This is a genomic window from Falsiroseomonas selenitidurans, assembly GCF_012103215.1.
In the GTDB taxonomy this organism is placed as follows: Bacteria; Pseudomonadota; Alphaproteobacteria; order Acetobacterales; family Acetobacteraceae; genus Falsiroseomonas; species Falsiroseomonas selenitidurans.
The window spans coordinates 75086-87045 of sequence record NZ_JAAVNE010000014.1; the positions used below are offsets into that span (position 1 = coordinate 75086).

The 11960-nt window shown below is 67.8% G+C and carries 14 protein-coding genes and 1 tRNA gene; all 15 read left to right on the plus strand.

Annotated elements, in window-relative coordinates; all coding sequences use genetic code 11:
• Positions 1–149: 149 nt before the first annotated feature.
• The 15 genes from HEQ75_RS10780 (at position 150) to nuoK (ending at position 11960) form a co-directional block, all read left to right on the plus strand.
• Entirely contained in the window at positions 150–986 is an 837-nt protein-coding gene (locus HEQ75_RS10780; protein WP_235961492.1) for a penicillin-binding protein activator LpoB, read from the plus strand.
• Positions 986–1948: a tetratricopeptide repeat protein gene (locus HEQ75_RS10785; RefSeq protein ID WP_168030195.1), complete on the plus strand. Its 963-nt coding sequence runs from the start codon at positions 986–988 to the stop codon at positions 1946–1948. Before HEQ75_RS10780 ends, HEQ75_RS10785 begins: the two co-directional genes overlap by 1 nt.
• Positions 1949–1999: 51 nt before the next feature.
• Positions 2000–2076 (plus strand) — tRNA-Asp (locus HEQ75_RS10790).
• Between the two features lie 285 nt (positions 2077–2361).
• Positions 2362–2730: an NADH-quinone oxidoreductase subunit A gene (locus HEQ75_RS10795; protein WP_168030197.1), complete on the plus strand. Its 369-nt coding sequence runs from the start codon at positions 2362–2364 to the stop codon at positions 2728–2730.
• 40 nt (positions 2731–2770) lie between these two features.
• Positions 2771–3331: a NuoB/complex I 20 kDa subunit family protein gene (locus tag HEQ75_RS10800; protein ID WP_168030199.1), complete on the plus strand. Its 561-nt coding sequence runs from the start codon at positions 2771–2773 to the stop codon at positions 3329–3331.
• Positions 3324–3971 carry an NADH-quinone oxidoreductase subunit C gene (locus tag HEQ75_RS10805; protein WP_328733529.1) on the plus strand — a complete coding sequence of 216 codons (648 nt, stop codon included), beginning with the start codon at positions 3324–3326 and terminating at the stop codon, positions 3969–3971. The genes HEQ75_RS10800 and HEQ75_RS10805 overlap by 8 nt, the downstream gene beginning before the upstream one ends.
• 29 nt (positions 3972–4000) lie before the next feature.
• Positions 4001–5206: an NADH-quinone oxidoreductase subunit D gene (locus tag HEQ75_RS10810; protein ID WP_209318488.1), complete on the plus strand. Its 1206-nt coding sequence runs from the start codon at positions 4001–4003 to the stop codon at positions 5204–5206.
• Positions 5203–5811 carry a complex I 24 kDa subunit family protein gene (locus HEQ75_RS10815; protein ID WP_168030203.1) on the plus strand — a complete coding sequence of 203 codons (609 nt, stop codon included), beginning with the start codon at positions 5203–5205 and terminating at the stop codon, positions 5809–5811. The genes HEQ75_RS10810 and HEQ75_RS10815 overlap by 4 nt, the downstream gene beginning before the upstream one ends.
• A 3-nt stretch (positions 5812–5814) precedes the next feature.
• Complete coding sequence (gene nuoF, locus HEQ75_RS10820; RefSeq protein WP_168030205.1) at positions 5815–7125, plus strand: NADH-quinone oxidoreductase subunit NuoF; 1311 nt, start codon at positions 5815–5817, stop codon at positions 7123–7125.
• Entirely contained in the window at positions 7125–7394 is a 270-nt protein-coding gene (locus HEQ75_RS10825; RefSeq protein ID WP_168030207.1) for a pentapeptide repeat-containing protein, read from the plus strand. The genes nuoF and HEQ75_RS10825 overlap by 1 nt, the downstream gene beginning before the upstream one ends.
• Complete coding sequence (gene nuoG, locus HEQ75_RS10830) at positions 7394–9451, plus strand: NADH-quinone oxidoreductase subunit NuoG (protein ID WP_168030209.1); 2058 nt, start codon at positions 7394–7396, stop codon at positions 9449–9451. The genes HEQ75_RS10825 and nuoG overlap by 1 nt, the downstream gene beginning before the upstream one ends.
• 6 nt (positions 9452–9457) lie before the next feature.
• On the plus strand, positions 9458–10465 hold the full coding sequence (gene nuoH / locus HEQ75_RS10835) for an NADH-quinone oxidoreductase subunit NuoH (RefSeq protein ID WP_168030212.1): 1008 nt from the start codon (positions 9458–9460) through the stop codon (positions 10463–10465).
• 3 nt (positions 10466–10468) lie between these two features.
• Entirely contained in the window at positions 10469–10957 is a 489-nt protein-coding gene (gene nuoI, locus HEQ75_RS10840) for an NADH-quinone oxidoreductase subunit NuoI (RefSeq protein ID WP_168030215.1), read from the plus strand.
• Positions 10958–10968: 11 nt separating this feature from the next.
• Positions 10969–11649, plus strand: a complete 681-nt coding sequence (locus HEQ75_RS10845; protein ID WP_168030218.1) for an NADH-quinone oxidoreductase subunit J — start codon at positions 10969–10971, stop codon at positions 11647–11649.
• Positions 11649–11960 carry an NADH-quinone oxidoreductase subunit NuoK gene (gene nuoK / locus HEQ75_RS10850; RefSeq protein ID WP_209318486.1) on the plus strand — a complete coding sequence of 104 codons (312 nt, stop codon included), beginning with the start codon at positions 11649–11651 and terminating at the stop codon, positions 11958–11960. Before HEQ75_RS10845 ends, nuoK begins: the two co-directional genes overlap by 1 nt.

Below are 11960 nucleotides of genomic sequence, written 5' to 3' on the forward strand. Positions count from 1 at the left end.
TGCGCGAGGCGGCCGTCCAGGGGCGTTGCGGCGGGCGGCGGCGTTGAATACTGAATCGATTCATTGCGACTTCCGAAGACGAATCGTTCCTGTTAGGCTGGAAGGGCGCGGTGCAGCCGCGCCCTGTGGTCATGCATGGAGTGAGGAACTTGTCTCGATTCTCCCGAACCGGCGCGGCGCTGTGTGGCCTTTTCCTGCTGATGACGCTCGCTGGCTGCGTTGAAGGCGTGACGCAGGGCACCGCCAGCGGCCCGGTCACCGGCTCCGCCGGCGGTGCCACCAGCGTGGGCGCTGATTCCAACCTGCAGCGCTGCCCGGAGACGCTGGGCACGCTCGCCATCGATGATGGGCGCGAACGGGCCTGGTGGGGTGACTTCACCCGCAACACGCAGATCACCTCGATCGAGCCGATGGTGCGGCTGATCGTGCAGCAATCTAACTGCTTCCAGATCACCTCCGTCGGCAACAGCCGGCTGAACGATCGGATGACCGCGATCACGCGCCAGCAGCGGAGCGGCGAGTTCCGCGTCGGCTCGCGCCAGGGGCCGGGCCAGCGGGTTGCCGCCGATTACTACCTGGAGCCGACGATCCTGTTTGCCGGGGAGACGACGAGCGGCGACAGCCTGGTCGGCGGGCTTGGCGGGCAGGGGGGCATCTTCGGCAACCTTGCGGTGGGTGTGGCGCGCGCGGCGCTGCGGCAGAGCTCGACCTCCGTGAACATGTCGCTGTTCAGCATCCGTGCCGGCGTGCAGATCGCCGCCTCGGAGGGCAGTTCCACCTCCAGCGAGTTGTCGCGCACCCTGGCGGGGCTCGGGATCAACACCGGCGGCGCGGCGCTGAGCGCCTATGACCGCACGCCGCAGGGCCGGGCGACCGTTGCCGCCTTCGTCGATGCGTACAACAAGCTGGTGGTCGCGGTGCGCAACTACCGGGCGCAGGAAATCCGCGGCGGCGCGGGCACCGGCGGCCGGCTGCGCGTGAACTGATGCGCGCGGCGCTCGCTCCTGCGCTCGGCCTGGCCCTGGGCCTGGCCGGCTGCGCGCCGCCGCCCACGGTCGGCGGCTTCGGGCCGGATGTCCGCATCTGCCAGGGCGCGGATTGCCGCGTCGTCTCCAATGCGGAGGCGCGGAGCGGCGAGCCGCAGACGGACCGGCGCGGCGAACGGCAATCGGACCCCGATCTCTACCGGGGTGAGAATGTGGCGCAGCTGCGCGCGGCGGCGGAATCGGGCGATGCGCGTGCCGCCTACAAGCTGGGGCAGGCGGCCGAATTCGGCCTGGGCGGGTCCGCCCGTCAGCCGGCGGAGGCGCTGCGCTGGTACGGGGTGGCCGCGCAGGCCGGCCTGCCCTGGGCGCAGTTCCGCCTGGCGGAGGCACTCGGCCGGGCGCCGGCCGGACGCCGCGACAATGGCCGCATCATCGAGCTGACCGCGGCCAGTGCCCGCGGCGGTGTGGCCCAGGCGGCCTACAACCTGGGCATGATGCATCTGGCCGGGCAGGGGGTGATGCGCGACGCCCAGGAAGCCGGGCGCTGGCTGCGCCTCGCGGCCGAGGAAGGGGTGCCGGAAGCCCAGTACAATCTCGGCCTGCTCTACTACCGGGGGGAGGGCGTGCCCCAGCAATTGTATGATGCGCTGCAATTCATGCGGCGCGCGGCGGAAAGCGGCTATGTGCCCGCGCAGCGTGCGGTCGGGCGGCTCTACATGACCGGGCTCGACACCATGCGGCAGGACCTCCGGGAGGCGCGGACCTTCATGAGCCTGGCCGCCGCGGCCGGCGACAGCCAGGCGCGCGCCTGGATGCGGGAGATCGAGCGGGCGGAGCGGGAGCAGGAAGCCTATCGCCGGCAGCTCCAGGCGCAGGCCAACCAGACGGCCGCCTTGTTCGCCTCGGTCGCGCTGGCCGCTATGCTCGCGCCCCCGCCGGTGGTTGTTTATTCCCGCTGGTGAGGGTGTTGACACCACCCGGCCCCGCCCGTATTCCCGGTCCACTGTTCGCGTGCGGGTGTAGCTCAGTTGGTTAGAGCGCCGGCCTGTCACGCCGGAGGTCGCGGGTTCGAGCCCCGTCACTCGCGCCACGCGAACAGTTTTTCCCCTTTTCCAGGCGATCCAGGGCGTGCACGTTGTTCGTGCGCGCCCCATATGCGTTTGACAGCGGAGCGCCGGGGTTGATCCTCTGCATGTCAACGCTTCCATCACGCAGAGGCCCTATGGCGGAGCGGGCGCGGCGCGGCTAATCTGCGCTGCGCTGCAACGCGACATGGAAGGGGCCTGCGGGATTGGCGCAGAGGCTCTCTCTTGGCGCGAAGATGGATCATCCCGGCGGCCGCAGGGCACGCCGGGGCAAGGACAGCCGAGGCACCATGACCCAGCCGCTGCTGGCGGAATACTTCCCGATCCTGGTCTTCCTGGGCATCGCCGCCGCCATTGCGTGCGCGATGGTGGGCGGCGCGCTGCTCGCGGCGCGCCAGAAACCCTACGCCGAGAAGCTCTCGGCCTATGAATGCGGCTTCGAGCCGTTCGACGACACGCGCCGGCGCTTCGATGTGCGATTCTACCTGGTCGCCATCCTGTTCATCATCTTCGACCTGGAAGTGGCCTTCCTGTTTCCCTGGGCGGTGACGCTTGGCGAGATCGGCTGGTTCGGCTTCCTGTCCATGATGGGGTTTCTGGGCGTGCTGACGGTCGGCTTCATCTATGAGTGGCGCAAGGGCGCGCTGGACTGGGAATGAAGCCTTTTAGGGGACGCCGGCGGGGCGCCCGGAGAATGGCATGAGCGGTACGAACGCAGACGGCTTCGCCTGGAACCGGGAGGCTCTGCCCCCGGGCCCGGCGCAGGATTCGGTGGTGCGCGGCATCACCGGTGAGATCGAGGAAAAAGGCTTCGTCATCGCCAACCTCGACAAGGTGGTGAACTGGGCCCGGACCGGTAGCCTCTGGCCGATGACCTTCGGCCTGGCCTGCTGCGCGGTGCCGATGATCCACGCCTACATGGCGCGCTATGACCTGGACCGCTTCGGCATCATCCCGCGCGGATCGCCGCGGCAGTCGGATGTGATGATCGTGGCCGGCACGCTGACCAACAAGATGGCCCCGGCGCTGCGCAAGGTCTACGACCAGATGTCGGAGCCGCGCTGGGTCATCTCCATGGGCTCCTGCGCCAATGGCGGCGGCTACTACCACTACAGCTATGCCGTGGTGCGCGGCTGCGACCGCGTGGTGCCGGTGGATGTCTATGTCCCCGGCTGCCCGCCGACGGCGGAAGCGCTGGTCTACGGAATCCTGCAATTGCAGAAGAAGATCCGCCGGACGGGAACCATCCTCCGTGGCTGACGCAACCAACCTTCAGGCGCTGGGCGCCGCCATCGCCGAAGCCGCGGGACCCGCAGTGCAGGAGGTGTTCGTGGAGCGGGGCGCGGAGCTGGTGCTGCGCACCGGGCGCGACACGCTGGTGCCGCTGATGCTGCTGCTGCGCGACGACCCGCGCTTCGCCTTCGAGCAGGTGATGGATATCTGCGGCGTGGACTGGCCCGAGCGCGCGGAGCGCTTCGAGGTGGTCTACAACCTGCTGAGCCTGTCGCTGAACCGTCGCCTCCGCGTGCTGGTCGCGACCGACGAGCAGACGCCGGTGCCGAGCCTGATCGGCGTGTGGCCCGCCGCCACCTGGTATGAGCGCGAGGCCTGGGACATGTACGGCATCGTCTTCGCCGGGCAGACCGACCTGCGCCGCCTGCTGACGGATTACGGCTTCGAGGGCCATCCGCTGCGCAAGGACTTCCCGCTGACCGGGCATGTGCAGGTCCGCTACGACGAAAGCCGCAAGCAGGTTGTGAACGAGCCTGTCACGCTGACGCAGGATTTCCGTTCGTTTGACTTCCTGAGCCCCTGGGAAGGCATGACCACGCTGCCGGGTGACGAGAAGGTGCACCAGATCCGCAGCGAACGCGGGCAGATCGAGGGGCCCCAATCATGAGCACCGAACTGGTCTCCGGCCTGCCGCAGATGGATGGCCCGAACGCCTCGCAGAAGCTGTTCGACGCGGACACGCACACGATCAATTTCGGCCCGCAGCACCCGGCGGCGCATGGCGTGCTGCGCCTGATCCTGGAGATGAAGGGCGAGGTGGTGGAGCGTGCCGATCCGCATATCGGCCTGCTGCATCGCGGCACCGAGAAGCTGATCGAGTACAAGACCTACCTGCAGGCCATGCCCTACATGGACCGGCTGGATTACGTCAGCCCGATGTGCATGGAGCACAGCTTCGTCCTGGCGACGGAGCGGCTGCTCGGCATCGAGAAGGACGTGCCGCTGCGGGCCAAGTGGATCCGCACGATGTTCGCGGAGATCACGCGAATCCTGAATCACCTCCTCAATGTCACGACTTACGCCTTGGACGTCGGCGCCATCACGCCCTCGCTCTGGGGGTTCGAGCAGCGTGAGCATTTGCTGGAATTCTACGAGCAGGTCGGCGGCAGCCATTACCATGTGAACTACTTCCGCGCCGGCGGCGTGGCGAAGGACCTTCCGGCGGGCCTGGAAGACCGGATCGGCGCCTGGTGCCAGCGCTTTCCGAAGTTCCTCGATGAGCTGGAGGGGCTGCTGACGCAGAACCGCATCTTCAAGCAGCGCACCGTCGATATCGGCGTGATGAGCGCGGAGCAGGCGATGGCCTGGGGTTTCTCGGGACCCTGCCTGCGCGCCTCCGGCTGCGCCTGGGACCTGCGCAAGGCGCAGCCCTACGAGATGTACGAGCTGCTCGACTTCGAGATTCCCGTGGGCGTGCAGGGCGATTGCTACGATCGCTACCTGGTCCGCATGCAGGAAATGCGGCAGAGCCTGCGCATGGTGGAGCAGTGCCTCAACCATATCCGCCCCGGCCCGGTGAAGATCGCCGACCACAAGATCGCGCCGCCGAGCCGCGGCGAGATGAAGCGGTCGATGGAAAGCCTGATCCACCACTTCAAGCTCTACACCGAGGGCTACCACGTGCCCGCCGGCGCCACCTACACGGTGACCGAGGCGCCGAAGGGCGAGTTCGGCGTCTACATGGTGGCGGACGGCACCAACCGGCCCTATCGCTGCAAGATCCGCGCGCCGGGCTATGCGCATCTCCAGGCGATGGAGGCGCTTTCCAAGGGGCACATGCTGGCGGATGCCGTGGCGATCATCGGCAGCCTCGACATCGTCTTCGGGGAGATCGACCGGTGAGTTTCGAACAGCCCGAGCACTTCGCCTTCGACGCCGACAGCGAGACGGAGATCGCGAAGATCCTGTCGAAGTATCCGGAAGCGAAGAAGGCATCCGGCGTTATTCCGCTGCTCTATGTCGTGCAGCGCCAGATGGGCCGCAGCACCGGCAGCGCCTGGGTGCCGAAGGTGGCGATGGATGTCATCGCCGCGCGCCTGAACATGCCGCCGATCCGGGTGTATGAGGTCGCGACCTTCTACTTCATGTTCAACATGAAGCCGATCGGGCGGCATCACCTGCAGCTCTGCGGCACCACACCCTGCATGCTGCGCGGCTCGGATGACGTGATGCGCGCGTGCCACGACGCGGCGGGCATCCGGCCGGGGCAGAGCAGCTCGGATGGGCTGTTCACGCTGACCGAGGTGGAATGCCTCGGCGCCTGCGTGAACGCGCCGGTGCTGCAGGTTGATGACGACTACTACGAGGATCTCGACTACGACCGTACCGTGGCGCTGATCGAGGCGCTGAAGCGCGGCGAGCGTCCGGCGCCCGGCAGCAGCATCGGCCGGCAGACCAGCGCGCCGGAAGGCGGGCCACTGACGCTGATCGACGTGGGGGGGGAATAGGCCATGGCACTCTCCGACAAGGACCGCATCTTCACCAACCTCTACGGGTTGCAGGACTGGCGCCTGGCGGCGGCGCAGAAGCGCGGCAACTGGGACGGCACGGGCGGCATCCTGGGCAAGGGCCGTGACTGGATCATCGAGGAGATGAAATCCTCCGGCCTGCGTGGCCGCGGCGGCGCCGGCTTCCCCACCGGCATGAAGTGGTCCTTCATGCCGAAGCAGGCGAGCGAGCGGCCGCACTACCTGGTGGTGAACGCCGACGAATCCGAGCCCGGCACCTGCAAGGACCGCGACATCATCCGCCACGATCCGCACACGCTGATCGAGGGCTGCCTGATCGCCGGCTTCGCGATGGGCGCGCATGCGGGCTACATCTACATTCGCGGCGAATACTACAATGAGAGCCGCGTGCTGGATGCGGCGATCGACGAGGCCTATGCGGCCGGGTTGCTCGGCAGGAACGCCGCCGGCTCGGGCTGGGATTTCGACCTGTATGTGCATCGCGGCGCGGGAGCGTACATCTGCGGCGAAGAGACGGCGCTGATCGAGAGCCTGGAGGGCAAGAAGGGCATGCCGCGGCTGAAGCCGCCATTCCCCGCCGCCGTTGGCCTCTATGGCTGCCCGACCACGGTGAACAATGTCGAGACCATCGCCGTGGTGCCGACCATCCTGCGTCGCGGCGCGGCGTGGTTCGCCGGCTTCGGCCGGCCGAAGAATTCCGGCACGAAGATCTTCTGCATCCAGGGCCATGTGAACAAGCCCTGCAATGTGGAGGAGGAAATGAGCATCCCGATGCGGGAGCTCATCGAGCGCCATGCGGGTGGCGTGCGCGGCGGCTGGGACAACCTGATGTGCGTGATTCCCGGTGGTTCGTCGACGCCGCTACTCCCGAAACACATCTGCGACGACGTGCTGATGGACTTCGATGCGCTGCGCGAGCACAAATCGGGCCTCGGCACGGCGGGCGTCATCGTCATGGACAAGTCCACCGACATCGTCCGCGCCATCGCCCGCCTGTCGCGCTTCTACAAGCATGAGAGCTGCGGCCAGTGCACGCCGTGCCGCGAGGGCATGGGCTGGGTCAGCCGCATGATGGACCGCATGGTGGAAGGCCGCGCCGAGATCGCCGAGATCGACGTGCTGGAGGATGTGACCAAGCGCATCGAGGGCCACACCATCTGCGCGCTGGCCGATGGCGGCGTCTGGCCGGTGCAGGGGCTGATCCGCCACTACCGCCCGGTGATGGAAGCGCGCATCGCGGACTACAAGGCGCGCCACGCGGCCCCGGCCGCGCTGCCGATGGCGGCCGAGTGATGGCGGAGATCACCGGCAAGGCCGGCCCGATCACCATCGCCGGCTGCAATGCCGCCGGCAGCCTGGTGAAGGGCACGACGATGACCGGCAGCCGCATCGAGGGCAGCAACCTCGGCGGCACCGTGTTCGAGGGCGCGACGCTGGCCGGCGCGCAGTTCAAGGCCTGCGACCTTTCGGGCGTGCAGGTGACGGGTTCCGGGCTGGTGGGCATGACGATCGATGGCGTGGCCGTCGAGGCGCTGTTCGCGGCCTACAGGAAGGTGGCGTGATGGCAAAGGTCACGGTTGACGGGATCGAGGTCGAGGTCCCGAACGGCGCCACGGTGCTGCAGGCCTGCGAGGCCGCGGGCAAGGAAATTCCGCGCTTCTGCTACCATGAGCGGCTGAGCGTGGCCGGCAATTGCCGCATGTGCCTGGTGGAAGTGGAGAAGGCGCCGAAGCCCGTCGCCTCCTGCGCCTATCCGGTGGCGGACGGCATGGTGGTGAAGACGGATAGTCCCATCGTGCGGAACGCACGTAGGGGCGTCATGGAATTCCTGCTGATCAACCACCCGCTGGACTGCCCGATCTGCGACCAGGGCGGCGAGTGCGACCTGCAGGACCAGGCCGTGGGCTACGGCATGGACCACAGCCGCTACCGCGAGGCCAAGCGGTCGGTGAAGGACAAGTATGTCGGCCCGCTGATCAAGACGATCATGACGCGCTGCATCCAGTGCACGCGCTGCGTCCGCTTCGCGGCCGAGGTCGCCGGCGTGCCGGAACTCGGTGCGACCAACCGCGGCGAGAATATGGAAATCGGCACCTATGTCGAGAAGGCGCTGACCAGCGAGCTGTCCGGCAATTTGATCGACATCTGCCCGGTGGGCGCGCTGACCAGCCGGCCCTACGCCTTCGTCTCCCGCCCCTGGGAGCTGCGCAAGACCGAGGGCATCGACGTCCAGGACGCCACCGGCACCAACATCCGCATCGACACGCGGGGGCCGGAGGTGCTGCGCATCCTGCCGCGCATCAATGAGGAGGTGAACGAGGAGTGGATGGCCGATCGTGGCCGCTTCTCCTTCGACGGCCTGAAGCGCCGCCGGCTTGACCGTCCCTGGCTGCGGGTCGACGGCAAGCTGAAGCCGGTGAGCTGGGGCGAAGCCTTTGCCGCCATCGCCGCCCGGCTGAAGGGACTGCCCGGCGATCGCATCGGCGCCGTGGCCGGCGATCTGGTGGAAGCCGAAAGCCTGTTCGCGCTGAAGGCGCTGATGGCGCGGCTGGGTTCGGCCAATCTCGACTGCCGCCAGGATGGCGCGGCGATCGACGCCTCGCGGCCGGATTTCTACCGCTTCAACACCACCATCGGCGGCATCGACGAGGCCGACGCGCTGCTCATCATCGGGTCCAACCCGCGCCATGAGGCGCCGGTGATCAATGCGCGGATCCGCAAGCGCTGGACCGCCGGGCGCTTCCCGGTCGGGCGCATCGGGCCGGCAGGCGTGGATCTGACCTATCCGCACCAGCATCTCGGCGAGGGGCCGGCGACGCTGCGCACCCTGCTGGACGGCACGCATTGGTTCACCGAGGCGTTCCGCGCCGCGAAGAAGCCGATGGTGCTGCTGGGCCGCGGCGCGCTGGCGCGGCCGGATGGCGCCGCGGTGCTTGCTGCCGCCTGGCAGATCGCGGCCGGCGCCGATGCGCTGCGGCCCGATTGGCACGGCTTCAACCTGCTGCACCTGTTCGGCGGCCAGGTCGGCGCGCTGGCGCTCGGCTTCCTGCCGGGCGAGGGGGCCAAGGACCTCGGCGCGATGCTCGGCGGCGGGGTGGATGTGCTGTGGCTGCTGGGGGCGGATGGGATCGACCCGGCGGCGATGCCGCCCGAGACCTTCGTCATCTACCAGGGCCATCATGGCGACCGCGGCGCGTCGCGCGCCGACGTGATCCTGCCCGGCGCCGCCTATACCGAGAAGGACGGCACCTGGGTGAACACCGAGGGCCGCGTGCAGCGCAGCCACCTGGCCATCTACCCGCCGGGCGAGGCGCGGGAGGATTGGCGGATCATCCGTGCGGCAAGCGAGGCGCTGGGGGCGACGCTGCCCTTCGACAGCCTGGCGCAGCTGCGCGCGGCGATGCCGCTGGCCGAGGGCCTGGTACGCGGCTTCGCGGCGGATGCGGCCGGGCCGGCCGGCGATCCCGCCGCCCTGTCGGATGCACCCTTCGCGCCGAACCTGGCCAACTACCACCAGGCCGATGTGATCTCCCGCGCCAGCGCCGTGATGGCGCAATGCGCGACGACCTATGGCGAGGCGAGTTTCGACACGGCCGTTGCCGTGGCGGCGGCGGAGTAGTCCGGGATGGATGCCTTCCTTGCAACCCCCGTCGGCGTGCTGGCGCTGACCGTCGCGCAGGCGATGGCGCTGCTGGTGCCGCTGCTGATCGGCGTCGCCTACCTGACCTGGGCGGAGCGCAAGATCCTGGGCGCCATGCAGATGCGCAAGGGCCCCAACGTGGTCGGTCCCTTCGGCATGCTGCAGCCCTTCGCGGATGCGCTGAAGATGCTGATGAAGGAGACCATCATTCCTTCCGGCGCGTCGCGCGCGCTGTTCATCATGGCGCCGATGATCACCTTCACCCTGGCCATGCTGGCCTGGGCGGTGATCCCGGTGAATGATGGCTGGGCGATCGCCGACATCAATGTCGGCATCCTGTACCTGTTCGCGATCTCCTCGCTCGGCGTCTATGGGATCATCATCGCCGGCTGGGCGTCGAACTCGAAATACGCCTTCCTCGGCGCGCTGCGGTCGGCGGCGCAGATGGTGAGCTACGAGGTCTCCATGGGCTTCGTCATCGTCACCGTGCTGCTCTGCGTCGGCTCGCTGAACCTGTCCGAGATCGTGCGGGCGCAGGAGGGGATGTGGTTCATCATCCCGCTCTTCCCGATGTTCATCATCATGTTCATCAGCGCCCTGGCCGAGACCAACCGCGCGCCCTTCGACCTGCCGGAAGGCGAGTCCGAGCTGGTGGCGGGCTTCTTCGTCGAATACAGCTCGATGTCCTTCGCGCTGTTCTTCCTCGGCGAATACGCGAACATGATCCTGATGAGCGCGCTCATCACCATCCTGTTCCTCGGCGGCTGGTACGGGCCCTTCGGGCTGCTGCCGGCGCTCGGGCCGCTATGGTTCGTGCTGAAGATCTGCTTCTGCCTGTTCGTCTTCGTCTGGGTGCGCGCCACCTTCCCGCGCTACCGCTACGACCAGCTCATGCGGCTGGGCTGGAAGGTGTTCCTGCCGTTCAGCCTGGTGTGGCTGGTGATCACCGCTGCGGCGCTGAAGATCTTCGGCTGGCTGCCGGGAGGAGTGTGAGCCATGGCAAGTCTGGACCGGATGGCGCGCAGCCTGCTGATGGCGGAACTCGCCGGGGGCATGTGGCTGACGCTGAAGCAGTTCTTCAGCCCGAAGGCGACCATCAACTACCCGCATGAGAAGGCGCCGCTCTCGCCGCGCTTCAAGGGGGAGCACGCGCTGCGCCGCTACCCGAATGGCGAGGAACGCTGCATCGCCTGCAAGCTGTGCGAGGCGATCTGCCCCGCCCAGGCCATCACCATCGAGGCCGAGCCGCGCGAGGACGGGTCCCGTCGCACCACGCGCTACGACATCGACATGACGAAGTGCATCTATTGCGGCCTATGCGAGGAAGCCTGCCCGGTGGATGCGATCGTCGAGGGGCCGAACCTGGAATTCGCCACCGAGACGCGGTCGGAACTGATCTACGACAAGAACCGGCTGCTGGATAACGGGGACAGGTGGGAAGCCATCCTGGCCCAGCGCCTCACCCTCGACGCGCCGTATCGCTGAAGGGCCGGTCCATGATCGCCGCCATCGCCTTCTACCTGTTCGCCGCCGTGCTGATCGCCAGCGCGGTCATGGTGGTGACCAGCCGCAATCCCGTGCACTCCGTGCTGTTCCTGATCCTGGCCTTCTTCAACGCCGCGGCGCTGTTCCTGCTGGCCGGTGCCGAGTTCCTGGCGATGATCCTGGTCATCGTCTATGTCGGCGCCGTCGCCGTGCTGTTCCTCTTCGTCGTGATGATGCTGGACGTGGACTTCTCCGCCGTGCGGGAAGGCTTCCAGAAATACGCGCCGGTGGGCGGCGCGGTGGGCGCCATCCTGTTCCTGGAACTGGTGCTGGTCTTCGGCAGCTGGACCTTCGCCGAGGAGGCCGGGGCGCTGCGGGTGAACCCGATGCCGATCGGCGTCGACAACACGCGCGCCATCGGGCGCATCCTCTACACGGACCATGTCTGGCTGTTCCAGCTGGCCGGGCTGATCCTGCTGGTCGCCATGATCGGCGCCATCGTGCTGACGCTGCGCGGCCGCGCCACCTCGAAGCGGCAGGACATCTCGAAGCAGGTGAACCGCCTGGGCAGTGTCAACCTGCGCCAGGTGCGCAGCGGCGCCGGCCTTGCCGAGATCGGCATCGAGCGTCCGCCGGTGGACCCGCCGCCGGCGCCGAAGCAGGTGGAACATCATGGCGGGGGGCACCACTGATGCTGGCCATCGGCCTTGCGCACTACCTGACGGTGGGCGCCGTCCTCTTCGTGCTGGGCATCCTCGGCATCTTCCTGAACCGGAAGAACATCATCGTCATCCTGATGTCGGTGGAGCTGATCCTGCTGTCGGTGAATTTGAACCTGGTCGCCTTCTCGGCCCGGCTCAACGACCTCACCGGCCAGATCTTCGCCATGCTGATCCTGACCGTCGCGGCCGCGGAAGCCGCCATCGGGCTCGCCATCGTCGTCATCCACTACCGCAACCGCGGCACGATCGAGGTGGACGACGTGTCCACCCTGAAGGGCTGA